This is a genomic window from Kitasatospora sp. NPDC088779, from assembly GCF_040685395.1.
Classification (GTDB): Bacteria; Actinomycetota; Actinomycetes; order Streptomycetales; family Streptomycetaceae; genus Kitasatospora.
The window spans coordinates 95,201-119,921 of the sequence record NZ_JBFBHW010000015.1 but is presented as its reverse complement, the minus strand read 5'-3'; the positions used below and the strand labels follow the sequence as shown (position 1 = coordinate 119,921).

At 73.8% G+C, this 24,721-nt stretch carries 25 protein-coding genes; 9 read left to right on the top strand and 16 right to left on the bottom strand.

Annotation, left to right across the window (positions count from 1 at the left end; genetic code table 11):
• Nucleotides 1-110: 110 nt before the first annotated feature.
• Nucleotides 111-1,493 (bottom strand): amino acid permease, encoded by a 1,383-nt coding sequence (locus tag AB0P03_RS17020; protein ID WP_363586029.1) that lies wholly within the window; start codon nucleotides 1,491-1,493, stop codon nucleotides 111-113.
• A 401-nt stretch (nucleotides 1,494-1,894) separates the two neighbouring features.
• Here AB0P03_RS17020 and AB0P03_RS17015 point away from each other — a divergent pair, with 401 nt between their 5' ends.
• Nucleotides 1,895-2,119, top strand: coding sequence for a hypothetical protein (locus tag AB0P03_RS17015; RefSeq protein WP_363585984.1), 225 nt, complete (start codon nucleotides 1,895-1,897; stop codon nucleotides 2,117-2,119).
• Nucleotides 2,120-2,189: 70 nt separating this feature from the next.
• On the opposite strand, the gene AB0P03_RS17010 is transcribed toward AB0P03_RS17015, so the two are convergent.
• Nucleotides 2,190-3,140, bottom strand: coding sequence for a deoxyribonuclease IV (locus AB0P03_RS17010; RefSeq protein ID WP_363585985.1), 951 nt, complete (start codon nucleotides 3,138-3,140; stop codon nucleotides 2,190-2,192).
• Between the two features lie 349 nt (nucleotides 3,141-3,489).
• Between AB0P03_RS17010 and AB0P03_RS17005 the strand changes: the two genes are divergently transcribed.
• Both AB0P03_RS17005 and AB0P03_RS17000 read left to right on the top strand, forming a co-directional pair.
• Nucleotides 3,490-4,563, top strand: a complete 1,074-nt coding sequence (locus AB0P03_RS17005) for a right-handed parallel beta-helix repeat-containing protein (RefSeq protein ID WP_363629470.1) — start codon at nucleotides 3,490-3,492, stop codon at nucleotides 4,561-4,563.
• Between the two features lie 98 nt (nucleotides 4,564-4,661).
• Nucleotides 4,662-5,693: a methyltransferase gene (locus AB0P03_RS17000; RefSeq protein ID WP_363585987.1), complete on the top strand. Its 1,032-nt coding sequence runs from the start codon at nucleotides 4,662-4,664 to the stop codon at nucleotides 5,691-5,693.
• A gap of 69 nt (nucleotides 5,694-5,762) precedes the next feature.
• On the opposite strand, the gene AB0P03_RS16995 is transcribed toward AB0P03_RS17000, so the two are convergent.
• From AB0P03_RS16995 to AB0P03_RS16955, 9 genes are all read right to left on the bottom strand, one after another.
• Entirely contained in the window at nucleotides 5,763-6,461 is a 699-nt protein-coding gene (locus tag AB0P03_RS16995) for a class F sortase (protein WP_363585988.1), read from the bottom strand.
• A gap of 168 nt (nucleotides 6,462-6,629) precedes the next feature.
• Nucleotides 6,630-7,223, bottom strand: a complete 594-nt coding sequence (locus AB0P03_RS16990) for a hypothetical protein (RefSeq protein ID WP_363585989.1) — start codon at nucleotides 7,221-7,223, stop codon at nucleotides 6,630-6,632.
• A gap of 521 nt (nucleotides 7,224-7,744) precedes the next feature.
• Nucleotides 7,745-8,065 (bottom strand): TcmI family type II polyketide cyclase, encoded by a 321-nt coding sequence (locus AB0P03_RS16985; protein WP_063351612.1) that lies wholly within the window; start codon nucleotides 8,063-8,065, stop codon nucleotides 7,745-7,747.
• A gap of 5 nt (nucleotides 8,066-8,070) precedes the next feature.
• Entirely contained in the window at nucleotides 8,071-8,526 is a 456-nt protein-coding gene (locus AB0P03_RS16980) for an SRPBCC family protein (protein WP_363585990.1), read from the bottom strand.
• Nucleotide 8,527: 1 nt separating this feature from the next.
• Nucleotides 8,528-8,791, bottom strand: coding sequence for an acyl carrier protein (locus AB0P03_RS16975; RefSeq protein WP_363585991.1), 264 nt, complete (start codon nucleotides 8,789-8,791; stop codon nucleotides 8,528-8,530).
• Nucleotides 8,792-8,825: 34 nt separating this feature from the next.
• The gene (locus AB0P03_RS16970) at nucleotides 8,826-10,067 is read right to left on the bottom strand and encodes a beta-ketoacyl synthase N-terminal-like domain-containing protein (protein WP_363585992.1); all 1,242 of its coding nucleotides are present in this window, start codon (nucleotides 10,065-10,067) and stop codon (nucleotides 8,826-8,828) included.
• 5 nt (nucleotides 10,068-10,072) lie between these two features.
• A complete protein-coding gene (locus AB0P03_RS16965) occupies nucleotides 10,073-11,329 on the bottom strand; it encodes a beta-ketoacyl-[acyl-carrier-protein] synthase family protein (RefSeq protein WP_363585993.1) in 1,257 nt (418 codons plus the stop codon).
• Nucleotides 11,326-11,751, bottom strand: a complete 426-nt coding sequence (locus AB0P03_RS16960) for a cupin domain-containing protein (protein ID WP_350879141.1) — start codon at nucleotides 11,749-11,751, stop codon at nucleotides 11,326-11,328. Before AB0P03_RS16960 ends, AB0P03_RS16965 begins: the two co-directional genes overlap by 4 nt.
• Nucleotides 11,752-11,783: 32 nt before the next feature.
• Complete coding sequence (locus tag AB0P03_RS16955) at nucleotides 11,784-12,950, bottom strand: SchA/CurD-like domain-containing protein (protein WP_363585994.1); 1,167 nt, start codon at nucleotides 12,948-12,950, stop codon at nucleotides 11,784-11,786.
• 302 nt (nucleotides 12,951-13,252) lie between these two features.
• On the opposite strand from AB0P03_RS16955, the gene AB0P03_RS16950 reads away from it, so the two are divergent.
• Complete coding sequence (locus AB0P03_RS16950; protein WP_363620999.1) at nucleotides 13,253-14,878, top strand: FAD-dependent monooxygenase; 1,626 nt, start codon at nucleotides 13,253-13,255, stop codon at nucleotides 14,876-14,878.
• A gap of 103 nt (nucleotides 14,879-14,981) precedes the next feature.
• Here AB0P03_RS16950 and AB0P03_RS16945 read toward each other — a convergent pair whose 3' ends face one another.
• The 3 genes from AB0P03_RS16945 to AB0P03_RS16935 form a co-directional block, all read right to left on the bottom strand.
• Nucleotides 14,982-15,905, bottom strand: a complete 924-nt coding sequence (locus AB0P03_RS16945) for a serine/threonine dehydratase (RefSeq protein WP_363585996.1) — start codon at nucleotides 15,903-15,905, stop codon at nucleotides 14,982-14,984.
• A 137-nt stretch (nucleotides 15,906-16,042) separates the two neighbouring features.
• Complete coding sequence (locus tag AB0P03_RS16940; RefSeq protein ID WP_363629469.1) at nucleotides 16,043-16,369, bottom strand: hypothetical protein; 327 nt, start codon at nucleotides 16,367-16,369, stop codon at nucleotides 16,043-16,045.
• Nucleotides 16,366-16,671: an SAV_915 family protein gene (locus AB0P03_RS16935; protein WP_363585998.1), complete on the bottom strand. Its 306-nt coding sequence runs from the start codon at nucleotides 16,669-16,671 to the stop codon at nucleotides 16,366-16,368. The genes AB0P03_RS16940 and AB0P03_RS16935 overlap by 4 nt, the downstream gene beginning before the upstream one ends.
• 236 nt (nucleotides 16,672-16,907) lie before the next feature.
• On the opposite strand from AB0P03_RS16935, the gene AB0P03_RS16930 reads away from it, so the two are divergent.
• The 4 genes from AB0P03_RS16930 (at nucleotide 16,908) to AB0P03_RS16915 (ending at nucleotide 21,697) form a co-directional block, all read left to right on the top strand.
• The gene (locus AB0P03_RS16930) at nucleotides 16,908-17,336 is read left to right on the top strand and encodes a helix-turn-helix domain-containing protein (protein WP_363629467.1); all 429 of its coding nucleotides are present in this window, start codon (nucleotides 16,908-16,910) and stop codon (nucleotides 17,334-17,336) included.
• 94 nt (nucleotides 17,337-17,430) lie between these two features.
• Complete coding sequence (locus AB0P03_RS16925) at nucleotides 17,431-17,787, top strand: DUF4180 domain-containing protein (protein WP_363586000.1); 357 nt, start codon at nucleotides 17,431-17,433, stop codon at nucleotides 17,785-17,787.
• 165 nt (nucleotides 17,788-17,952) lie between these two features.
• Nucleotides 17,953-20,175, top strand: a complete 2,223-nt coding sequence (locus tag AB0P03_RS16920) for an NADP-dependent isocitrate dehydrogenase (RefSeq protein ID WP_363586001.1) — start codon at nucleotides 17,953-17,955, stop codon at nucleotides 20,173-20,175.
• A 244-nt stretch (nucleotides 20,176-20,419) separates the two neighbouring features.
• Nucleotides 20,420-21,697, top strand: coding sequence for an RICIN domain-containing protein (locus AB0P03_RS16915; protein WP_363629465.1), 1,278 nt, complete (start codon nucleotides 20,420-20,422; stop codon nucleotides 21,695-21,697).
• A gap of 29 nt (nucleotides 21,698-21,726) precedes the next feature.
• Here the strand turns inward: AB0P03_RS16915 and AB0P03_RS16910 are convergent, their stop codons facing one another.
• Together AB0P03_RS16910 and AB0P03_RS16905 are read right to left on the bottom strand one after the other, a co-directional pair.
• On the bottom strand, nucleotides 21,727-22,359 hold the full coding sequence (locus AB0P03_RS16910) for a YdcF family protein (protein ID WP_363629464.1): 633 nt from the start codon (nucleotides 22,357-22,359) through the stop codon (nucleotides 21,727-21,729).
• Nucleotides 22,360-22,432: 73 nt separating this feature from the next.
• Complete coding sequence (locus AB0P03_RS16905; RefSeq protein WP_363586004.1) at nucleotides 22,433-23,446, bottom strand: cytochrome c oxidase assembly protein; 1,014 nt, start codon at nucleotides 23,444-23,446, stop codon at nucleotides 22,433-22,435.
• 248 nt (nucleotides 23,447-23,694) lie between these two features.
• On the opposite strand from AB0P03_RS16905, the gene AB0P03_RS16900 reads away from it, so the two are divergent.
• Nucleotides 23,695-24,687 carry an NAD(P)-dependent oxidoreductase gene (locus AB0P03_RS16900; RefSeq protein WP_363629462.1) on the top strand — a complete coding sequence of 331 codons (993 nt, stop codon included), beginning with the start codon at nucleotides 23,695-23,697 and terminating at the stop codon, nucleotides 24,685-24,687.
• Nucleotides 24,688-24,721 lie beyond the last annotated feature (34 nt).

Here is a 24,721-nt window from a genome sequence, read left to right as displayed (position 1 = left end):
GGAGGGAAACCTCCGGCCAAGGATGTCCACATCCGCCGCTCCGGGCAAGGTGTGTGACGATCCGTCAGGAGCCCGTCACTCCGAGCCGCCGCGGCCCCGGCCCCGGGCCGTCAGTCCCGGCGGCGGGCCGCCATCCAGACGTAGACCAGGATCCCGGCGAACAGGAACAGCACGCCCTGGTAGACGGCCGCGTAACCGGCGCCGGCCACCAGCCACAGGGAGAAGCCGAAGGCGCCCAGGCCCAGCACCGCGTCCCGGGCGAGCCGGCCCCCGGAGACCTTGTCGGGCATGCCGCGCACCAGCCAGTACAGCTGCGCGGCGGTGGAGAGCAGGTACGGGACGGTCGCGGTGAAGGTGGTGACCAGCACCAGGATGTCGAACGCGCCCTTGGCGCCGGTGGCGAAGTTGAGGATGGTCAGCACCGAGGCCAGCGCGACGCTCGTCACGACGCCGAACACCGGGACGCCGCGCCGCTCCTTGGCGAAGGCGGCCGGGAACAGCCCGTCCTTGGCGGCCGCGTACGGCGCCTGGGCGGCCAGCAGCGTCCAGCCGTTGAGCGCGCCGGTCATCGAGACGAGTGCGGCGACGGCGATGGCCGTGCCGCCCCACGTGCCGCCGAACATGGCGTCCACGGCGTCCGAGAACGGCGCGGTGGAGTGGATCAGTCGGTCGTGGGCGACGGTGCCGAAGACCGCGAGCGTGCCCAACAGGTAGACCACCGCCGCACCGGCCGTGCCGAGCACGCTGGCCCGCCCGACGTTGCGCTCCGGATCGCGGACCTGGCCGGCGCTCATCGCGGCCGACTCCACGCCCAGGTAGCTGAAGAGCAGGATGGCCGCGGCCGCCGTCATCCCGCCGGCCCAGCCGTGCCCGGTGGCGTCGAAGGGGCCCAGGTTGCGCGCGTCGAAGAAGCCCAGGCCGCCCACCGCGACCAGCAGCAGCGGGATGAACTTGAGGACGGTGGAGACGAGTTGGACGGCGCCGACGTAGCGGGTGCCGGCCAGGTTCGCCAGCGCGGGCAGCCACTGGAAGGCCATCGCGGCGGCGATGCTGAGCCCGATGGAGTGGCCGACGGGCAGCAGCACGTCGAGGTAGCCGACGGCGGCGACCGCGAGCGCGGCGTTGCTGACCCAGGTGGTGATCCAGTACGACCAGGCCGACAGGAACCCGGCGAAGTCCCCGAAGGCCTCCCGGGCGTAGACGTACGGCCCGCCGGTGCGCGGGTTGCGGCGCGCGAGCTGCCCGAAGACGAGCGCGAGTGCGATCGCGCCCACGGTCAGGACGACGAAGGAGACCAGGCTGACCGTCCCGTAGGGGGCCACGGCGGCGGGGATCATGAAGATGCCGCCGCCGATGATGTTGCCCATCACCAGGGCGGTGGCGGTCGGCAGGCCGAAGCGGCCGCCCTTGCGGGGCGTCGCGGTGACCGCTTCCGGGGTCTCCGGCGGGCTCGGTCGGGTCGCCTGCCGGGGTGCGGCCGGGCTGGTCTGCATGAGGGTGGTGCGCCTTTCGTGGTCCTGCGCGTGCTCGGTGGAGCCACCGTTCATGCTCGAACCGGGTGGCGCTCTGTACCAAATCGATGGGATTTGTTCAGTCGGCCTGGCATGTCACCGCAAGACTTGTGGTCCCGCGCCGGTCGGACGGGCACTCGTCCTGCGCCGGTCCGGACCGGCCGTTCGGTGTGCGGCCGGGTGTCCGAGGGCGTTCACCCGGGGGAGGGATGTCGTCACCCGAATGCCTCAGCCGGTTTGCGGCGCGCCGCGGCGCGTGCGCGTTCGTGTGCAAACGTTGGCCCGGCGCTTCCCCCGGTGGGGCGCCGTCCGCCCCGTCCGGTGGCCGCACCGGCCGTTCCGGGAGGCGGATCGAGGACCAGAATCGAACCAGAGGACATCAGATGTCGCTTCGTGGGAAGATCCGCAAGCTCGCCGTGATCGCGGCCGTGGCGGGCGCCGCTGCCTTCGCGGCGCCGGCGCCGGCGATGGCGGCCTGGCACGGGTCGCACTCGTCGACCGGGCAGAGCCTGGAGTCGGGTTCGGCTGGTGTCGGCCTGTTCGGCCCGCACGCCAACTGGCTGAACGTCCACGAGCACACCGAGGACGACTGCATCGGCGACTGCTGACCGACCGGTGAGCCCGGGGGCCGCTGTGGGCCCCCGGGCTCACGGCTGTCCGAGCGGCGGGCCGAGCAGGTCAGGCCGGCCGGGCGGGGGCGGCAGCCCGCTCGCGCAGTTCCTTCAGTACGGCGATGTCCATCGCGTGCCCGGTGCCGTCCCCGCCGTGCTTGCGGTCCGGGGTCTCCACCAGCAGCGGGACACCGGCCGTCTCCGGGTGCTCGAACAGCTCGCGGAACGGTTCCGCGCCGATCATCCCGGCGCCGATGTTGGCGTGCCGGTCCTTGCGCGCGCCGACGACGTCCTCGGAGTCGTTGGCGTGGATCAGCCGCAGCCGGCCCGGCCCGGCCGCCGACGCCAGGGCGTCCAGCGCGGCCGTCACCCCGCCCGGTACGGCCAGGTCGTGCCCGGCGGCGAAGGCGTGGCAGGTGTCCAGGCAGACGCCGACCTTCGGGTGCCCGTCCAGCGCCTCGACGTACTCGGCGAGCTCCTCCAGCCGGGAGCAGAGCGAGCTGCCCTGGCCCGCCGTCGGCTCCAGCAGCAGCCAGGGCGCGTCCTCGCCGAGGGCGTCCAGTTCGTCCAGCAGCGGCCGCACGTCGGCCCGGACCTGTGCCATCGCCTCGGCCCGCCGGGAGCCGCCGCCGGGCGCCGTGCCGACCGCCGACCCGGTGTGCAGGACGACGCCCAGCGCGCCGATCGCGTGGCCGCGGCGCAGCGAGTGCCGCAGCGAGTCGGCCGAGCGCTCGCGGGTGGCCGGGTTGTCCGAGCCGAAATTGATCAGGTACGGGGCGTGCACCCAGGCGGGGAGTGCCTGCTCGGCGCAGGCCGCCCGGAACTCCTCGTCCTGCGCGGGGTTGCCCGGCGGGGTGGCCCAGCCGCGCGGGTTGGCCACGAACACCTGCACGGTCTCGGCGCCGACCCGGCGCGCGTACGCCAGCCCCGTTCCGGCCAGCCCGCGGGCGGCCACCGGAACGTGGGCGCCGACCGGGTTGCGGAGGGTGCCGAGGGGCGCTGCGGGTGCGGTGGTCATGGCCCCGAGGATGTCACGCCGCCGGCCGGCGGTGGCACGCGGCCCGGCCGGCGGTGCCGGGGGCGGTGCCGGGGGCGGTCCGAGGGCGTGCCGTGCGGCGTGGTCCGGAGCGCGCCGCGCCGTACGCGCCACGCCGGGCCGTCCCACCACCGGCCGACGCCCCGTCAGTCCCGCAGCCCAGCCCTGGTGGCGGGCCCACCCGGCGGCCCATAGCGTCGAGTCGGCCGCACCCACCGGCCGTCACCACCCCCGCACACCGTGTAACAACAGACACCGCGTACCTAGCGCGCCGCCCGGCAGGCTCCGGCCGCACACCGGCGAGCGCGCCGGAAAGAACAGGTCACCACTCATGCCCACGCGACGGGTCCACCACTTCGCCGCGGCCACCGCCGCCGCCACCGCCCTGACCACCGTCCTCGCCGGCCTGGCCACCGTGCCCGCGGCGCACGCCGCCGACGGGCTGCACGTCGTCCAGCCGGGCGAATCGATTCAGCAGGCCGTCGACGCCGCCCTCCCCGGCGACACCGTCCAACTGCTCGCCGGCACCTACCCCGGCAGCGTCCGCATCACCACCCCGGGCCTCACCCTGCGCGGCGCCGGCGCGGACAGCGTGATCACCCCCGGGGACGGTACCGAGAACGCCTGCGCCACCGCCGGACACGGCCTGTGCGTCGACGGCACCGAGGCGGCCCCGCTGCCGGACGTCACCATCGAGACCCTCGCCGTCACCGGCTTCCGCAAGAACGGCATCGACGCCAGCGGTACCACCGGCCTGACCGTGCGCGACACCTACGTCCACGACAACGCCCAGCAGGGCATCAGCCAGGAGATCTCCACCCGGGCCCGGATCGTCGGCAACCGCGCGACCCACAACGGCCAGTCCGGTGTCTTCCTCGCCAACTACGCCTACCGCGAGGGCGGCGCGCCCGACACCGGGGGCACCGTCGTGGAGGGCAACGAGCTGACCGAGAACCGGGTCGGCGTCACCGTCCGCCGACTGCGCGGGCTGGCCGTCCAGGACAACGAGCTCCGCGGCAACTGCGCCGGCGTCTTCGTGGTCGGCGACGAGGGCGTGCCCCGGGCCGGGGACCTCGACGTGCGCCGCAACGAGGTCGTCGCCAACAACATGTTCTGCCCGGCCAACCCGCGGCTGGGCGCCATCCAGGGCGCGGGCATCGTGCTCACCGGGGTCGAGGACGCCCGGGTCACCGACAACGAGGTCCACGACAACGTCGGCAGCTCGGACTTCTCCGGCGGGATCGTCCTCTTCAAGAGCGTCGTCGGCGTCGCCAACGCCCGCAACACCGTCGCCGACAACCACCTGAGCGGCAACAGCCCGGCCGACATCGCCGACCGCGACACCGGCGAGAACGCGTTCGCCCGAAACACCTGCGCGCGGTCCGAGCCGTTCGGCCGCTGCTGAGCCGCGGCACCCGCTCCCGGTACGACCCGCATCCGGTACGACCCGCCCCCGGCACGCGCCCCCGGCACCCCCGCCCCCGTCGACAAGGAAGACCTCCCATGACGATCGCACCGCCCCCGACTCCCCAGGCCGCGATGCGCCTGCGCGAGCTCGTCTTCGGCGCCGCCTGCGCCGCCGCCGTCCGCGCGGCCGCCCGGCTCGGTGTCGCCGACGTGCTCGGCGACACCCCGACCAGCCTCACCGATCTCGCCGCCGCCCTCGACACCGAGCCCCTGCCGCTGCGCCGCCTGCTGCGCGCGCTCACCTGCTACGGCATCTTCTCCGAGACCTCCGACGACCGCTTCGAGCACACCGAGATGTCCCGCCTGCTGCGCGAGGACGCCCCCAACTCGCTGCGCTACATCTCCCTCTGGTGCACCGAGCCGTGGACCTGGGAGGCCTGGCCCAAGCTGGACGAGGCGGTCCGCTCCGGCCGCAACGTCTTCCCCGAACTGTTCGGCAAGGAGTTCTTCGACTACCTGCACAGCGACGCGGGCGACTCCGCGAAGGTCTTCGACAAGGCGATGACCACCTCCAGCCGGCAGTCCGCCCACGACCTCGCCGAGTACCTGGACCTCACCGGCGTCGACTCGGTGGCGGACATCGGCGGCGGCCAGGGGCACGTGCTGGCCAGCCTGCTGGAGAAGCACCCGGCGCTGCACGGCACCCTGCTCGACCTGCCCAAGGTGGTCGCCGGCGCCGAACCCCGGCTCCAGGACGGCGGCGCCTTCTCGGCCCGCGCCCGACTGGTGCCCGGTGACTGCCGGGTGGAGATCCCGGTCCGCGCCGACCTCTACATCATCAAGAACATCCTGGAGTGGGACGACGAGAGCACCCGCCGCACCCTCGCCAACGTGGTCGCCGCGGCCCGGCCCGGCGCCCGCGTCGTGGTGGTGGAGAACCTGGTCGACGACAGCCCGTCGATGCGCTTCACCACCGCGATGGACCTGATGCTGCTGCTCAACGTCGGCGGCGCCAAGCACTCCAAGGAGAGCATGGTGCGGCTGATGGAGGACGCCGGACTGGACGTCGCGGACGTCCACCCGGTCAACCCCTACCTGCACGCCTTCGAGGCCACCGTGCGCGGCTGAGCACCGGCCCCCACGCGAACGACCGCCGTCCCCCCGGGAGTTGGGGGCGGCGGTCGTTCGCGTTGCCGGTCAGGCCGGGTGCGAGGAGTCCAGGTGCGCGAAGACCACCACGTTGTCCGAGTAGTCCTTCTGGCCCTTGTCGTACGCACCGCCGCAGGTGATCAGCCGCAGCTGGGCGTCGGGCGTCTGGCCGTACACCTTGTCGTCCGGGAAGGCGTTCTTGGGGAAGGCCTCCACCGAGTCCACCGAGAACACCGCGACCGTGCCGTCCGCGCGCTCCACCTCGATCTGCTGGTCCGGTTGCATCTGGCTCAGCATCACGAACACCGCCGGGCCCGTGGTGGTGTCCACGTGCCCGGCGACCACCGAGCTACCGAGCTCGCCCGGGGAGACGCCGTCCCGGTACCAGCCGACCAGGTTGTCGTCGTCCGGCGGCGGCGCGGTGAGCTGGCCCTCCGGATCGAGCGTCAGCTCGGTGAACGGGGCGTCGACGCCGATCTGCGGGATCCGCAGCCGGGTCGGATTGGCGCGGCCCAGCGACGGTGGCGCGGGGGCCGGGTCCTCGGCGGCCTCCGCAGGGGCCTCCGCGGGGGCGTCCGCGGGGGTGGTGGCCGGTGCGGACGGGCGGGGGGTGGCCGGCGCGACGATCGCCGGGGGACGGGTCATGCGGGACGCCGAGTTGGCTCTCGGCGTGGTGTCGACCGAGTTGTACATCAGCAGCAGGCCGACCGCCGCCGCACCGATGCCGGTGCGCAGCAGTCGGGACATTCCAGGGACGGGACCGCCCATCGCTCCTCTTTCTCCATTCCCATGCGCAGCCGGGCCGGTGGCGGCCCGAAAAAGTCCGAAAGGTCCAGAAGGTCCAAAACGACCCGCCGCCCCCGTGCGCGCCGCCCTGGTGGGGAGGCGCGTGGGGGCGGCGTCAGATGCCGGACGTCAGATGGTGGCGCCGGTGTTGCGGCGGTTGCGGCGCAGCGCGTACGCGCCGGCCCCGAGGCCGCCGATCAGCAGGACGGCACCGGAGGCGAGGCCGCCACCGGACAGCGTGGTGCCGGTCTCGGCCACGGCCAGGCCGCCACCGCCGGCGTGCACGCCGCCGTGCGGGCCCTTGCGGCCGTGCTCGCCACCGCGGCCGTGCTCGCCGCCCCGGCCCTCGCCGCCCTTGTCGCCGCCGCGGCCCTCGCCGCCCTTGTCGCCGCCGCGGCCGTGCTCGTCGCCACGGCCTTCGCCGCGGCCGTGCTCGTCGCCACGGCCTTCGCCGCGGCCGTGCTCGTCGCCACGACCCTCGCCGCGGCCGTGCTCGTCGCCGCGGCCTTCGCCACGGCCGTGCTCGTCGCCACGACCCTCGCCGCGGCCGTGCTCGTCGCCACGGTCGTCGCCACGGCCGTGCTCGTCGCCGCGGTCGGACTGGTCCTGCGAGGTGAGGCTCTTCGCCTGGTCGGCGGAGCCGTCGGCGAAGGCCATGGGGGTGCCGACGGTGAGAACGGCGGCGACAGCCGCCCCGGCGAGCAGAGTGCGTGCAGAACGCATGAGGTTGATCCTTCCGATACACAGGCCCGCGATCGCCGGCACGGCGCCGGACAAGGGAATTCGTGGGAACTGCGTCTGATTCACCGTCAACCACCGCGACGTCCGCCGCCACCGGAGAGTGGCGACTTGGGTACGGACTGTGCTCGATTCGAGTGGAGTCCCGGCCCGGTTCACCCGGGTGCCCCAGTGAGACGGGTGAAAAGGATTCGCGGCGGTCCGGGCCGAGTCGGTCCTGTGCTGACGGCGTGTCGGGCCCGTCCAGAAGGCACTGACGCCGCGTCGGACAAGCCCGGATGGTGCTGACGCGACGTCGGGCAGGCCCGGGATGGCACTGACACCGCGTCGGGCGGGCTCGGATGGTGCTGACGTGCCGTCGGGCGGACGTGGGCGGCACTGACGCCGCGTCGGGCCGGCTCGGACGGCGCTGACGCCACGTCCGGTCGAGCCGGACGCGCACGTGGGCCCGCCCCCGGCGGATGGCCGGGGGCGGGCCCAGGACGAGCGGGACGGGTGGGACGGGGTCAGCGGTCCCAGCGGTAGAACTCGTGCGCCATGGCGTCCTTCGGCTCGCGCCAGGTGGCCGGGTCGTAGGCCTGGACGAAGGCGGTCAACTGGTCACTGACGGACCGGAACTCCGGGTGGCCGATGACCTTGGCGACGGCCGGGCCCGGCGGGCGGTCGGCCTCGATGAGGTGCAGGTAGACGTCGCCGAACTGGAACAGGCTGCGGCCGGTGACGCCGATCAGGTGCGGCAGTTCGCCCTGGTCGGACGTGGCGAACACCTCGGCGATGTCCGGTGCGGCCTCGGGCTTCATCCGGGCGACGATCAGGGCGCGGTGCATTCCGGTCACCGCTCCGCCGCCCGCTTCTCGACCTTCTCGCGGATCAGCTCCAGTTGGATCCGGGAGTTGCGGTTGATGTGGTTGACCATGCCGTGGTCGTCGACCGGGGCGGTGGGCTTCATCGCGAAGTCCTGGATCCAGCGCATCCTCGTCCCGGCCGGGACCTCGGCGTACTCCCAGCGGATGTCCATGAACTCGAACGGGCCGGGCTCGACGCGGCGGGCGCGCACCGCGAGCGAGGACTTGTCGGTGGTGCGCTCGGAGACCCAGCTCCACACCTGGCCGTTCTCGTCCGGGTGCATGGTGAGCCGGAAGCGGACGCTGTCGCCGTCGCGCTCCAGCACGTCCACCGAGGCGTACTCGCTGAAGAGGTCCGGCCAGTTCTCCAGGTCGTTGGTGATCTCCCAGACCAGGTCGAGGGGGGCGGCGATGACGATCTCGTTGTCGGTGTGTCCGGGCATCTCAGGCACCAGCTTTCGGGGAGAGGAAGGAGGTGTTGACGAGCTGCAGGAACTCGGCCGGGGTCTTGGCGGACTCGGCGCCCGAGGTGACCTTGAGGCCGTGCCGGTTCTCCAGTTCGCCGACGACGCCGAGCAGGCCGAGCGAGTCGACGCCGAACTCGTCGAACTGCGCGCCCGGGCGCTCCAGGTGCAGCGGGTCGACGGTGACGCCGGCCCGGGCCTGGATCAGGGCGGCCAGCTCGTGATAGCTGAGGGTGTTGCTCACGGGATGTCCCTTCGGTGGAGTTGCGGGTGCGGATTCAGGGCCGGTCTCCGCACCGGAGCACCAGTGCGGAGTTGGAACCCATCAGCCCGCGGCTGAGCACCAGTGCGGTGCGCAGTTCGGCCGGACGGGCGCGGCCGGTCACCAGGGCGAGGTCGTGGCTGACCTCGGTGACGTTCGGGGTGGGCGGCAGCACGCCGTCCTCCATGGCCAGGACGGCGGCCGCCACGTCCAGCATCGGCGCGCCGCAGTAGGCCCGTCCGGTGCCGGACTTGGGGGCGGTGACCGGGACGCGTTCGGCCGCCGGGCCGAGCGCGTCGGCCAGTGCGAGCGCCTCGGCCCGGTCGGCGGCCGGAACGCCGAGCGCGTCCGCGAAGACCACGTCGATCTCCTCGGGCGCGATCCTGGCCTCGTCCAGGGCGATGCGGATCGCGGCGGCCAGCCCCTCGCGGGACTCCTCCCAGCGGGAGGCCCCGGTGAAGGTGGAGCCGTGTCCGGCCAGGTGGGCCCGGACGGCGGCGCCGCGCAGCCGGGCCGCCTGCTCGTCCTCCAGCAGCAGCATCGCGCCGCCCTCGGCGGGGGCGAAGCCGCAGGCCTGCGCGGTGAACGGCAGATAGGCCCGGTCGGGCTGCCCGGCGAGGCTGACCTCCGGGTAGCCGAGCTGGCAGACCATCGAGTACGGCGCCAGCGGTGCCTCGGCGGCGCCGGCCACCACCGCGTCGGTGCCGCGCTCGATCGTGCGGGCCGCGTGCGCGAGCGCGTCCAGGCCGCCGGCCTCGTCGCTGGCGACCACCCCGCACGGACCCTTGTAGCCGCCGCGGATCGAGATCTGGCCGGTGCTGGCGGCGTAGAACCAGGCGATGGACTGGTACGGGCCGACGAACTGCGGCCCCTTGCCCCAGAGCTGCTGGAGCTCGCGCTGGCCGAACTCGCCGCCGCCGGAGCCGGCCGCGGTCACCACCCCGACCGCGAAGGGATGCTCGGGGTCGGGGTGGAATCCGGCGTCCGCCACCGCCAGGTCGGCGGCGGCCATCGCGTAGTGCGTGAACCGGTCGGTCTGCACCAGGTACCGGCTGTCGATCGCGGCCCGCGGGTCGAAGTCCCGCACCTGGCCGGCGACGCGCAGCGGCAGCCCGTCGCAGCCCTCGCGGGTGATCCGGTCGAGGACGCTCACGCCCTGCCTGGTGGCCTTCCAGAAGGCGTCGGCCCCAACGCCGTTCGGCGCCACCACGCCGAGGCCGGTGACCACCGCCCGGCGGCCCTGCTGACGTGACGTCATGACACTCACCCCGTTCTGTTGAGCACGACGGCGGACTGGAATCCGCCGAATCCGCTGCCGACCGAGAGGATGTGGCTCAGCGGCAGCTCGCGCGCGGTGCGCGGCACGTAGTCGAGGTCGCACTCCGGGTCCGGAGTCTCGTAGTTGGCGGTCGGCGGCACCACGCCGTGGGCCAGCGCCAGGGTGCAGGCGACCACCTCGATGGCGCCGATCGCGCCGAGCGAGTGCCCGACCATCGACTTGATGGAGCTCATCGGCGTCCGGTAGGCGTGGGCGCCGAGCGAGCGCTTGACGGCGGCGGTCTCGTGCCGGTCGTTCTGCTTGGTGCCCGAACCGTGCGCGTTGACGTAGCCGACGTCGGTGCGGTCCACCCGGGCGTGGGCGAGCGCGTCGTCGATCGCCCGGGACATCTCCAGCCCCTCCTGGGTGAGGCCGGTCATGTGGTAGGCGTTGCCGAAGGTGGCGAAGCCGCCGATCTCGCCGTAGATCCGGGCGCCGCGGCGGCGGGCGTGCTCCAGTTCCTCCAGCACCAGGACGGCGCCGCCCTCGCCGAGGACGAAGCCGTCCCGGTGGGCGTCGAAGGGCCGGGAGGCGTGCTCCGGGTCGTCGTTGCGCTCGCTGGTGGCCTTGATGGCGTCGAAGCAGGCGACGGTGATCGGCGAGATCGGCGAGTCGGAGGCGCCGGCGATGCAGATGTCGGCGCGCCCCTCCTCGACGGCCTGGAAGCCGTAGCCGATCGCGTCGAGGCCGGAGGTGCAGCCGGTGGAGACGGTCTGCACCGGGCCGTGCGCGCCGGTGCGCTCGGCGACCGTGGAGGCCAGCGTGCTGGGCGCGAAGGCCCGGTGCAGCTGCGGATCGGCCCGCTGGTGGTCGACGTCCCAGCGGGCGCCGCCGGCGCTGACCAGGGCGTAGTCGTGCTCCAGCCGGGTGGTGCCGCCGACGGCGGTGCCGAGCGAGACGGCGATCCGCCACGGGTCCTCGGCGGCCAGGTCCAGGCCCGCGTCGGCGATCGCCTCGTCCGCCGCGACCATCGCGAACTGCACGTAGCGGTCGGCCCGCTGGACGTCCGCCGGGCCCAGCCCGTGGGCCGCCGGGTCGAAGTCGACCTCGGCGGCGATCCGGGAGCGGAACCCGGTGGGGTCGAAGAGCGTGATGCCCCGGGTGGCGGTGCGGCCGGAGGTGAGGAGCTCCCAGAACGCCGGGACCCCGACCCCGCCGGGCGCGACGACGCCGATCCCGGTGACGGCGACGCGCCGGGTCACGAGGCCACCTTGGCGTGTTCCGGCGGCCCGGCGGCGCCGGTCTCCTCGGTGTCCACGTGGCCGAGTTCGGGGCGGGGGGCGAGCGGGCCGAGGTGGAACACCATCCGGGCCTCGGTGTCGCCGACGTTGCGGAAGCGGTGGCGCATGTTGATCGGGATCATCAGGCCCTGGTTGGGCCTGATCGGACGGCTCTCGCCGTCCAGGTCCACCTCCAGGTCGCCGCTGACCACGAACACGAACTCCTCGGAGTACGGGTGGTAGTGCTCGCCGATCCGCTCGCCGGGCTGGACGATCGCCAGCCCCATGAACCCGCTGGTCGCCCCGCAGGTGGTCGGGGTGAGCATGGCGCGCAGGTCGCCGCCGCGCCGACGGTTCTCCGGTGCCTCGTCGACGTGCACGATCCGTGGGTACTGCGTGGTCATGGTGTCTTCCTCCGAGAGATGCGGCTGGTTCTTCAGTTGTCCTGCGAGCTGCGGTCGGTGACCGGGCTCATGGCGCGGGCGGCCAGGGCGGCGGCGAGTCCGGTGGAGGTGCGCAGGTCGCCCTGCGGGCCGAGGTCGAGCAGTCGGCCGAGTGCGGCGGCCTCCTGGTCGCCCGCCACGCCGAGGGCGGCCGCCGGGTCGGCCTCGGCCGGCACCCGCAGGTCGACCAGGCGCACCACCACGTCCGCCCGGTGGAACACGGTGCTGGCCGCGACCGGGCCGGTCGGGTCGGCGGTGGCGAGGTTGTCGTAGTCGGCGAGCAGCTCGGCGACGGCCTGCCCCTCGCCCGGGCGGACGGGGTACAGCACGGCGTGCCGGTGCAGCCGGGCGGAGGTCGGGGAGCTGGCGATCGCCTGGTGCTTCGCCGGCAGCGCGGCCCGGGCGAAGAAGGCGCGCGCGGCCTGCGGGTCGCCCAGCTGGCGGGCCTCCTCCAGGTACGGGTTGATCGCCTCCTCGACGGCCCGCACCTCCGGCTGCATCGCCACGTGGCGCAGCGCGTCGCCGAGGTTGCCGACCACCTCGACGGCCCGGACCACCCGGTTGCCGTGCATGAACAGCGAGGTGCGGTGCAGCCGGGTGTGCTCGTCCACCTCGGCCCGGGGCGAGGCGTAGCCGGACAGGATCCGGGCCACCTCGTGCTCGCTGCCGGGCTTGACCGTGAAGGTGAGCGCGTGCCGGACCACGCCGTCCGGGCCGGGCTCGGCCTTCGGCGGGCCGACGTGCCCGGCGGGCTCGGTGCGCGGCAGGCCGGGCGGCACCTCCAGGGGGGCCCGGGTGCCGGTGGAGCCGGCCGCCGAGGTCTCGCGCAGGATGCCGTAGCGCAGCGAGCGGAAGTTGTCGCTGACGCAGCCGTGCATCGGCTTGACCATCTCGCGGTGGGCGGGGCTGTCCACCCACTCCAGGAAGGTGTCCTGGTCCTCCCACTCGCTGGTGATCAGCCACTGGCGGGGGTCGTTGATCGACTGGCACAGCTGGTCGCTGACATGGCCGGGCACCGAGGCCACCTGGTGGCGCAGCTGCTCGTAGACGTCGAGGAAGCGCTGCTGGGCGCCGTCCTGGATCTCCAGCATCAGTACCACCCGGAGCCGGGTGTCGGAGTCGGCCTGCTGCTTCCGCTGCGGTTCGGACAGAGTTGTCATGATCCACTTTCTGCTCTGGGCCGCACGTTGCGGGCCGCGGTGGGCCGCGTCCGGGGGGTGCTCCCGGCTTGGGAGGGCGGTGCGACGGCGATCGGCCCGGTCGGTCGGCGCCAGGCCTGAAGTCGATCGTGAGCGGCGTACCGGGGTGCCGCGATATTTGCGGGCCATCCGGGGGAAGAGGCGGCACAAGCACCCTCGGGCGGGGGATGGAAGAGCGGGGCCCCCGGCCGTGCGGCCCCCTCGACGGCGGCCCCGACCCCAGGCGCCGGTCCGCTGAATCCCCTGACAGGGTGGAGCAATTGATGAATCCGAAGGTTGACGACCGGGTGCCGGTCCTGATCGTGGGAGGGTCGCTGGTCGGGCTGTCGGCCTCGCTCTTCCTCGGCCGACTGGGTGTCAGGCACCTGCTGGTCGAGAAGCACGCCGACACCTCGCATCACCCGCGTGGCCGAGGCAACAACGTCCGCACGATGGAGCTGTACCGGGTGGCCGGGATCGAGCCGGCGATCCGCGAGGCGGCGTCGGTCCTCGCCCCGAACCACGGCATCCTCCAGGCGCCCTCGCTGACCGGCACCGAGCAGGAGTGGCTGTTCCGGGAGATCGACCCCGGCGGGCGGCTCGCCCGGTTCAGCCCCAGCTCGTGGTGCCTGTGCAGCCAGAACGACCTCGAGCCGGTGCTGCTGCGCGCCACCCGCGACCTCGGCGGCGACGTCCGCTTCAACACCGAGCTGGTCTCCTTCGAGCAGGACGCCGAGGGCGTCACCTCGGTGCTGCGCAGCCGGGAGACCGGCGAGGAGCGCCGGGTGCGCTCGGACTACCTGATCGCCGCGGACGGCCCGCGCAGCCCGGCCCGCGAGCGCCTGGGCATCGGCCAGAGCGGCCAGGGCGAGCTGTTCCACAACGTCAGCATCACCTTCCGCGCCAAGCGGCTGGCCGACGTGGTCGGGGACCGGCACTTCATCGCCTGCTACCTGACCAACCCGGAGGCGGACGGCGCGCTGCTGCCGGTGGACAACCAGGAGGAGTGGGTCTTCCACGCGCCCTGGCACCCCGAGCACGGTGAGCCGCTGGAGGCGTTCACCGACGAGCGCTGCGAGCGGCACATCCGCACCGCCGTCGGCCTGCCGGAGCTCGACGTCGAGGTGACCGGCCGGGCGCCCTGGCACGCCGCCGAGCGGGTGGCCGAGCGGTACGGCGCCGGGCGGGTCTTCCTCGCCGGGGACTCCGCGCACGAGATGTCGCCGACCGGCGCGTTCGGCTCGAACACCGGCATCCAGGACGCGCACAACCTGGCCTGGAAGCTCGCCGCGGTGCTCTGCGGGTGGGCCGGGCCGGAGCTGCTGGAGACGTACGGGCAGGAGCGCCGCCCGGTCGCGCAGGTGACCAGCGAGCGCGCCTCGGCCCGCTCGGCCGAGCACAGCCACCCCGGGTACGCGGTGGTGCCGGGTGCCGGGCGGCAGACCGGGGTGCTCGGGGTGGCGCTCGGCTACCGCTACCCGGTGGGCGCGGTGATCGGGACGGACCCGGCGGGCGCGGTCGTCCCCGAGAAGTTCGAGTCGGCCGGGGAGCCGGGCAGCCGGGCCCCGCACCAGTGGCTGCTGCGGGCGGGCGTGCGCCTGTCCACGCTGGACCTGTACGAGCAGGCGATGGTGCTGCTCACCGGCCCCGAGGGCGCGGCCTGGCAGGCCGGGGCGCGGCGGGCGGCCGACCGGCTGGCCGTCCCGTTGGACGCCTACCGGATCGGCGGCGGCGCCGAGGACGACCTGGCGCCGGAGCCGGGCGCGGACTTCGCGGAGCTGCACGGGATCGGCCCGGCCGGCGCCGTGCTGGTCCGGCCGGACGGCTTCGTCGCCTGGCGCTCGACGGGCGCGGCGGACGACCCGGAGGCGGAGGTCGCCGGGGCCCTGCGGGCGGTGCTGAGCCTGTAGCACCCGGCCGACAACGGGACCTGCCCGCCGGTTTCCCAACCGGCGGGCAGGTCTTCGTGCTTGACGACGGATCCGGCCAAAGCCGCTGTCCGGGGGCCGTCGGTCAGGGGGTGGCGAGGTCGGACGGGTCGGTGTTGGCGCCGCACAGGAGGACGGCGACCCGCTCGCCCTCCGCGTGGTCGAGGGCCGCCAGGGCGGTGGAGGCCGCGTACTCGACGGCGATGCGGCGGTCCTCCCAGAGCCGGCGGCGGGCACGCACGATGGCCTCGTCGTCGACCAGGACGGACCGGACGCCCTCGTGGCGGGCGGCGTGGACGGCGAGGGCGGTGGCGCGGCGGGCGCCGAGGGCGTCCTGGGCCACGGAGGACACCGGGACGTCGACGGGATGGCCGGCGGCGAGGGCGGCGTGCAGGGCCCGGCTGCCCTCCGGCTCCACCGCGACCACCCGGACGCCGTGCTCGCGGGCCGCGACGGCCACCCCGGCGAACAGTCCGCCGCCGCCGACCGACACCACCACCGTGTCCAGCCCGGGGACCCGGGCGCGGATCTCCTCCAGCACGGTGCCCGCGCCGGCGGCGATCAGCGGGTGGTCGTAGGCGTGCGAGGCCAGCGCCCCGCTGCCCGCCGCGAACTCCTCGCAGGCCGCCAGCGCCTCCGCGTACTCCCGGCCGACCAGCCGCACGTCGGCGCCGTACGAGCGCAGCCGCGCCAGCTTCACCGGGGAGGCCGTCTCGGGCAGGAACACCGTGGCGCGCACGCCGAGCTCGCGCGCGGCCCAGGCGCAGGCCAGCCCGGCGTTGCCGCCCGAGGCGATGGTGACCCCGGCCTCCGGCAGGGTGCCCGCCTCGGCGTGCGCGAGCAGGAAGTTCTGCGCACCGCGCGCCTTGAAGCTGCCGGTGTGCTGAAGGAACTCCAGCGCCAGCCAGGTCCGCCCGCGGTCGTCCCCGGGGGCGACCGCGACCGGCCGCACCCTCCCGGCGATCCGCTCGCCGGCGGCCTTGACCTCGTCGTACGTCAATCGGTCCATCGTGCCTGCTCCTCAAGCCGGGTGCGTCGCCTCTGGGCTTGACGGTACGTCGCGGGCGCGGGACGAGGAAATGATCACGGTCGGACGGCACCGGGGCGGGGCCCTGGCGCCGTCCGACCGGGGAGCGAGGAGGAGGCCTAGGGGACCGGGCGGAGGGTGACGGGGCTGGGGGTGAGGGCGCGCAGCACCAGGTCGATCCTGACCTTGGCGGCCCCGGCGCGCTGGAGGGCGGTGGCGACCGCCCGCAGTTCCTCGGGGCCGGTGCAGGCGAGGCGGAGCTCCAGGTCGGCGTCGCCGGCGAGGGAGAGTCCGCCCTGGACGGCCGGGTGCTCGGCCGCCAGCCGGTCGAAGTCGAGCGGGACCGGCCCGTAGCTGACCCGGGCGAGCGCGTGCAGCGCCCGGGCCGGCTCAGGTGGTTCCGGTTCGGGGTCCGGGTCCTCGGGGACCAGCTGGAGGGCGGTCACCGGTGCTGGAGCTGTGCGGTCGGGACGGGGGCGAGCGGGGCGGCGGGTGCGGTGACGGGCGGGGCGACCAGGCGCGGGTCGAGGACGAGGGTGTCGATGCCGAGCGGGGCGGTGAGCGCGCGAAGGGCGGGTTCACCGAGTTCGGTGAAGGCCTGGTCCGGCCCGAAGAGGGCGGCGAGCGACTCGGGGCTGGAGAAGCCGACGGCGCAGCGGCGGCCGTCGCGCAGGCGGAAGAGGCGGAGGGCGGTGGTGGTGCCGGTACCGGAGACGGTGACCGGAACGTGCCAGACGACGCGGGCCATGCGAGTGCTCCCGGGTGGGGTGGTGGTGCCTGCCGGAACTGCTGCTTCGACGCTAGGCCGGGTTCCGCCGGGCGTCGCCGGTCCTGACGCGGCGTTGACCGAATGGGTGGGTGCGTTGACGCACCCCTGACGGTCGGTTCACCCGAGTGGACTAAACCACTCCCTATCATTACGTAAACATCCCTATCGGATGGTATGTTTCCTGCGGATGGGGGCGTTCGAGAGGATGGTCGCAGGTGGCGCAGTACTACTCGGTGGAACAGGTGGCCGAACTGCTCGGCCTGCACGTGCGCACCGTCCGCGGTTACATCCGCGACGGCCGGCTCGCCGCGGCCAGGATCGGCAAGCAGTACCGGATCGCCCGTGCGGACCTGGAGGCCTTCACCGGCGCCCCGGCCGCCCCGCCCGCGCCCGGCGCCGGCGCGCGGCGGGCCGAGGTGTCCGCCGTCGTCCGGATCGAGAACGTCGACCGGGCCGCCGCCGACCGGCTGTCCACCGCCGTTATGGCCGCGATCGCCGGCCCGCGCGAGGGCGGCCGGCCGCTGCACGTCGAGACCATCCACGACGAGGAGCGGGAGACCCTGCGGCTCGTCGTCCTCGGCGATCCGGCCGACACCGCCGCGCTGCTCGGCATCGTCCACACGATGACCTCGTCCATGCACTGACGCCGACCGCGTCGGATGGCGTCGGTCACACCGAATCCGCATCGGGATCCGCATCGGGTCCATATCGGATCCACATCGACCAGGGAGAACGGCAATGTCCGAGCAGTACGGCACGACGGTCCTGCGGCTGCCCGCCGAGGGCGCGCCGATCCGCGAGGAGCAGGACGCCATGGACGTGATCGGCGACGCGTTCGGCCGCGGTGCCTCCTGGGTGGTCGTCCCCGTCGCCCGGCTGCACCCGGACTTCTTCACGCTGCGCACCCGGGTCGCCGGCGGCATCGTGCAGAAGTTCGTCAACTACCGCGTCGGCCTCGTGGTCCTCGGCGACATCGCCGACCACGTCGCGGCGAGCGACCCGCTGCGCGACTTCGTCCGGGAGAGCAACCGCGGCCGGCAGCTCTGGTTCCTCGCCGACGAGACGGAGCTGGCGGCCCGGTTCACCGAGGTCTGAGCGTTCTCCGCTTGCCCCGCACCCGCCCCGGGACCACGGTGGAGCTGACCGTCGGCGCGCCCCCGGGGCGCCCGGCGCGCGCTCCGGGGCGGGGGGAGGTGGAGCTAGGGGGCCGTGACGAGATATCTTGACGTCAAGACGTTGGAGACGTGAAGCGGAGTACCGATGACTGACTCGACCATCATCTATACGCACACCGACGAGGCTCCGGCCCTGGCGACCTACTCGTTCCTGCCGGTTGTCCAGGCATACGCCTCGACGGCGGGTGTGCGCGTGGAGACCCGCGACATCTCCCTGGCCGGGCGGATCATCGCGAGCTTCCCGGAGCGTCTCGCCGAGGGCCAGCGGATCGAGGACGCCCTCGCCGAGCTGGGCGACCTCGCCAAGACCCCGGGCGCCAACATCATCAAGCTGCCGAACATCTCGGCGTCCATCCCGCAGCTGAAGGCCGCCGTCGCCGAGCTGCAGGCGCAGGGCTACGCGCTCCCGGACTACCCGGACGACCCGCAGACCGACGAGGACAAGGACGTCCGCGCCCGTTACGACAAGGTCAAGGGCAGCGCCGTCAACCCCGTCCTGCGCGAGGGCAACTCGGACCGCCGCGCCCCGGGCTCGGTGAAGAACTACGCCAAGACCCACCCGCACCGCATGGGCGCCTGGTCGGCCGACTCCGAGACCAACGTCGCCACCATGGGCCAGAACGACTTCCGCTCCACCGAGAAGTCCGCCGTGATCGCCGCCGACGGCGCGCTGCGCATCGAGCTGGTCGCCGAGGACGGCAGCGCCACCGTGCTGCGCGAGCGCGTCCCGGTGCTGGCCGGCGAGGTCGTCGACGCCTCGGTGATGCGCGTCGCCGCCCTGCGCGAGTTCCTGACCGCCCAGGTCGAGCGCGCCAAGGCCGAGGGCGTGCTGTTCTCGGTCCACCTCAAGGCCACCATGATGAAGGTCTCCGACCCGATCATCTTCGGCCACGTGGTCCGCGCCTTCTTCCCGAAGACCTTCGCCAAGTACGGCGAGGTGCTGGTCGCCGCCGGTCTGGACCCGAACAACGGCCTCGGCGGCATCCTCAACGGCCTGGACGGCGTGCCGCACCTGGGCGCGGAGATCAAGGCCTCGTTCGAGGCCGAGCTCGCCGAGGGCCCGGCCCTGGCGATGGTCGACTCGGACAAGGGCATCACCAACCTGCACGTCCCGAGCGACGTCATCGTCGACGCCTCGATGCCGGCCATGATCCGCACCTCCGGCCACATGTGGGGCCCGGACGGCCAGGAGGCCGACACCCTCGCCGTGCTGCCCGACAGCAGCTACTCCGGCGTGTACCAGGCCGTCATCGACGACTGCCGCGCCCACGGCGCCCTGGACCCGGCCACCATCGGCTCCGTGCCGAACGTCGGTCTGATGGCCCAGAAGGCCGAGGAGTACGGCAGCCACGACAAGACCTTCGAGATCGCCGCGGCCGGCACCGTCCGCCTCGTCGACGCCGAGGGCAACGTGGTGCTGGAGCAGGCCGTCCAGCCGGGCGACATCTTCCGCGCCTGCCAGACCAAGGACCTGCCGATCCAGGACTGGGTCAAGCTGGCCGTCACCCGCGCCCGCGCCACCGGCGACCCGGCGGTGTTCTGGCTGGACGAGAACCGCGCCCACGACGCCGTCCTGATCGAGAAGGTCAAGAAGTACCTGCCGGAGCACGACACCACCGGCCTGCAGATCGAGATCAAGTCCCCGGTCGAGGCCACCACGTTCTCGCTGGAGCGCATCCGCCGCGGCGAGAACACCATCTCGGTGACCGGCAACGTGCTGCGCGACTACCTGACCGACCTGTTCCCGATCCTGGAGCTGGGCACCAGCGCCAAGATGCTGTCGGTCGTCCCGCTGATGGCGGGCGGCGGCCTGTTCGAGACCGGCGCCGGCGGCTCCGCCCCGAAGCACGTCCAGCAGCTGGTCAAGGAGAACTACCTGCGCTGGGACAGCCTCGGCGAGTTCTTCGCCCTGGCCGCCAGCTTCGAGCACCTGGCCACCAGCACCGGCAACGCCCGCGCCCAGGTGCTGGCCGACACCCTGGACCGCGCCACCGGCACCTTCCTCAACGAGGACAAGTCGCCGAGCCGCCGCCTCGGCGGCATCGACAACCGCGGCAGCCACTTCTACCTGGCCCTGTACTGGGCCCAGGAGCTGGCCCAGCAGACCGCCGACGCCGAGCTGGCCCAGGCGTTCGAGGGCCTGGCCAAGGCGCTCGGCGAGCAGGAGACGACCATCGTCGACGAGCTGATCGCCGTGCAGGGCTCGCCGGTCGACCTCGGCGGCTACTACCAGCCGGACCCGGCCAAGGCCGCGGCGGTGATGCGCCCGTCCAAGACCTTCAACGAGGCGCTCGCCAACCTCGCCTGATCCCAGGGGAGTCGAAGCACCGGGAGGCTCCCGGGTCCGGTACCGGACCCGGGAGCCTCCGGGCTTTCCGGGCGGCCTCCGCGGCCGCTGCGGGGCCAGCGCGGAGGAAGATCATCAACGGTTCGTCAGGGTGCCGTCAAGATCGCGGGTGGTGCCGGTGAGCGGCCCTAGCATCCGGAGGACCGCTCTCCGCTGCGGATCCGCAGACGGACGCCACCTCGCCGAATGATCGGGGCACTTCAGCATGCGCGCTTCCTCCCGCCGGACGACCAGGGCCACCCAACGGGCCGTCGCCGGCACCCTGTTGGCGGCCCTGGCCTCGACCGGCCTGATGGCCGTGCCGCAGCAGGCCTCGGCGGCGACCGACTGCCCGGGCATCGAGCCGGGCGTCGGCGGGCCCGCCAACATCGGCAACGGCAACTGCTACAGCGCGCTGATCAGCTCCATCGGCGCCATGATCGGGGGCTTCCGCAGCGCGGCCCTCACCGCGCAGGCCGACAACGCGGCGTTCACCCAGGGGATGGCCGGCCAACTGAGCGCCGCCGCACCGGGGTTCAACGTGATGGTGTTCAAGTACGACGGCACCGACCTGTACGACACCCTCTGGTTCCGCAACGTCTACGAGGCGGACATGCGCGGGGTGCTGATCGACCAGACCGTCAAGCTGGAGCACCACGACAGCGAGGGCGGCCCGACCGGCTACGACGACTTCCGGATCTGGGTCTTCGCGGGCGAGTCGACCTTCACCAACAAGGGCGACGGCGGCTACGGGAACTGGGCCTTCGTCGGCAGCGACTCGGACCGGACCGTGACCACCTCCCGGTCCTGCGTGCTGATCCGGTGCTACGACAGCAAGCGGATCATCCACTTCCCGGCCCGCGAGATCCCGGCCGACATCGCGGGGACCCCCGGCACCCCGGGCGTCCCCGTCACCCCCGGCATCCCCGGCACGGTGCCGGGCGTCGGCACGGGTGGTACCGCCACCCCGGGTGTCCCGGCCAAGCCCGGTACGGTGCCGGGCGTCGGCACGGGTGGTACCGCCACCCCGGGTGTCCCGGCCAAGCCCGGTACGGTGCCGGGCGTCAGCACCGGCGGCACCGCCACTCCCGGCGTGCCCGCGCACCAGGGCGGCGGTGACGCCGTGACCGGGCTGCTGTACCCCAAGGTGAAGACCGGCCGGGGCCCGGTGGCCACCGGGGCTGCCTCCGGCCCCTCGATCCTCGCCGGCACCAGCGGCCCCAAGAACACCGGCTGGCAGTTCACCGCACTGGGCAACGGCCGCTACAAGATCACCAGCGCCGTGTCCGGCCTCGCGCTGACCGAGAACACCAAGGGCTACGTCGCCGACGCCAAGCCGTGGACCGGCGCCGACGAGCAGAAGTGGCAGCTCGTCGCGCAGGGCGACGGCCAGTACCAGATCCGGATCACCGACCAGGACTGCCTGACCTACGACGAGGACGCCAAGGCCCTGGGCGTCTGGACCTGCAACAGCGGCTGGAACCAGCAGTGGAGGCTCCAGTAGCAGCCGCCGGGCCCGGGGCATAGGTCCGCCTAGCCGAGGAGGACCCCGGTGCCCGCGAGGAGCAGGAGGGCGGCGGCGTTGGCGCGCGGGTAGGCGAGTGCCGTGCCGACCGCCTCCCGCAGCAGTGCGTACGGGCCGTGGGCGAGCAGTCCGTCCGCGGCGACCACCCGGCCGGGGGCGCCGGCCCGGCGGGCGGCGAGCGCGGTGCGGGCGGTGTGGAAGCCGCTGGTGACGACCGTGCACCGGTAGCCGGGCCGTTCGGCGGCCATCAGCGCCGCGCTGAAACGCAGGTTCTCGACGGTGTTCACGGCCCGTTCCTCGCGCCGGATCCGGTCGGCCGGGACGCCCCGGGCGGTCAGGTAGCGGGCCATCGCGGCGGCCTCGGTGCACTCCTCGTGCGGGCCCTTCCCGCCGGTGACCAGGAGCAGCGGCGTGTGCCCGGCGGCCTCCTCGGCGGCGAAACGTTCCAGCGCGGCCTCCAGCCGGGCCGCCAGCGGCGGGGCGGGCTCGCAGCCGTCCAGGGCGGCGCCGAGGACGACCAGGTAGTCCGCCCCGACGGGGGCGGGGCGGCGCCCCTGCCGCAGCGCGCAGCCGAGGAAGCCGAGCAGCCAGAGCAGGACGTACCCGCCGAGCAGGACGGCGACGATCAGCAGAGCGTGCATACCGTCCGAACGTATACGGCGGAACCCCCGTTCCACAGGGGACGGGGGTTCCGTGGTACAGCCGGCAGTGGGCTCAGCCGGCGTCGGCCGCCGGGGTGACGGGGGTGACAGCGGCGGCGGGGGCGGCCGGGGCCGCCGGGCGCGGGCCGCGCTTGTGCAGTGAGGCCAGATAGGCGTTGTACGCCTCCAGCTCGGCGTCGCCGCTGCGCTCCTCGGCGCGGTCGGAGCGGCGGGCCTGCCGCTGTTCGGAGCGCATCCACTGGTACACCAGCGCGATCAGCACGATCGCGGTCGGGATCTCGCCGAACGCCCAGGTGATGCCGCCGGCCAGCTTCTGGTCCTCCAGGAGGTTGGTGCCCGGTGGCGCGCCCTCCACGGTGAAGGTGGTGACCAGCGGGTGGCTGGCCATCATCACGGCCACGCCGAAGAAGGCGTGGAACGGCATGCCCATGAACAGCTCGATGATCCGCATCACATGGCCGGGGCGGTGCGGGCCCGGGTCCACGCCCATGATCGGCCAGAAGAAGGCCAGACCGGTGAGGAGGAAGTGCACCATCATGAAGATGTGCCCGGCGCGGTACTGCATCAGGAAGTCGAACAACGGGGTGAAGTAGACCCCGTACAGGCTCGCGATGAACATCGGGATGGTGAAGGCCGGGTGCGAGATCACCCGGACGTACCGGCTGTGCAGCAGCGCCACCAGCAGCTCGCGCGGCCCGCGCGGGCGGCCCTTGCCGGTCGGCCGCAGCGCGCGCAGCGCCAGCGTGATCGGGGCGCCCAGCAGCAGCAGGATCGGCGTCAGCATGGACAGCACCATGTGCTGGATCATGTGCGCGCTGAACAGCACCATGCCGTAGTCGTTCAGCCCGGTGCAGGTGACCAGGATCAAGCTGCCGACACCGGCCGCCCAGCCGACCATCCGGCCGATCGGCCAGCGGTCGCCGCGCCGGTGGAGCCGGACCACGCCCGCCGCGTACAGCGCCAGGGCGGCCAGGCCTCCCAGCAGGAACACCCAGTCGGGGGACCAGGTCCAGACGTTGGACAAGGTGAACGGGCCTAGCTGGGTCATCCCGCCGTGGTGGTGCATGCCTGACATTCCGTCGCCCATCGGGGGGCCCTGCTTTCCGTCCTCGTGGCCCCTGGAGGGGGTCCGGTTCGCCCGTTTTGCTTGGCCTACAGCCTAGGTGGGCCTTACCTCGGGCCGTGCCCCGCCCCCTCCGTACGGGTGGCCGCCGGGCGGGTGGCGGCTGGATAGACTGACCGGCCGGTCGACGGCGACACGCCGGGACGGCGACACGGGACACGCCGGGACGGCGGGACGGCGAGGGGTGCGGCATGGCGGCGGGACGGCGGCACCCGGAGCGCACCACGGTCGCGCTGACCGGGGCGACCGGCTTCATAGGCTCCGCGGTGCTGGCCGCCCTGACCGCCCGCGGCGCGCGGGTGCGCGCGCTGGCCCGCGAAGTGCCGGACGGGCGCGGCCCGGCCGCCTGGGTGCCGGGAGACCTCGCCGACGGGGCGGCGCTGGCCGCGCTCTGCGAGGGTGCCGACGTCCTGCTCCACCTGGCCTCCCGGGTCTCCGGCGGCGCCGAGGAGTGCGCGGCGGTGAACGTGCGCGGCACCGAGGCGGTGACGGCCGCCGCGACCGGGGCCGGGGTGCGCCGGATCGTCCACCTGTCGACGACCGCGGTGTACGGCGAGGGGCCGCACTCCGGCATCGGGGTCGACGAGGTGCCGGCCGCCCCGGTCTCCGAGGCCAGCCGGACCAGGCTGCTCGGCGAACGCGTCGCGCTGGCGGCCGGTGCCGTCGTGCTGCGGCCCGGCCTGGTGACCGGGACGGGCGACCGCTGGGTGGTGCCCGCGCTGGCCGAACTGGTCCGCCGGGTGCCGGTGCCCTGGGCGGGCGGGAACGCCAGGCTCTCCGTGGTGGACCGCGCCGACCTGGCCCGGCTGATCACCGCGCTCGCCCTGGACGACCACGCCGTCCCGCCCGGCGTCCAGCACGCGAGCCACCCCGACCCGGTCCGGTCCGGCGACCTGCTCGCCGCCCTGGCCGGCCTCGGCCTGTTGCCCGCCCTGCCCGGCGCGGACGGCCCGGACGGCGCGGACGGCCCCGACGCCTCGTGGGACGAATGCCGGCGTCTGCTCGCCGCCACGCCGGGCCGCGTCTCCGAGCGGCAGTTCTCCCTGATCGCCCGCGACCACTGGTACCGGGGGGACGACGTCTGGCGCCTCGCCGCCTGCCCGCCCGGCCCCGGCCCCCTCGCCCGGCTGCCCGCCGCCGCCCCCTGGTACCGCCAGGCGCTGGGGCTCGCCGCACCGGCGTAGGACGAAACGCCGGTGCGGCGGGCCGGTTCAGGCG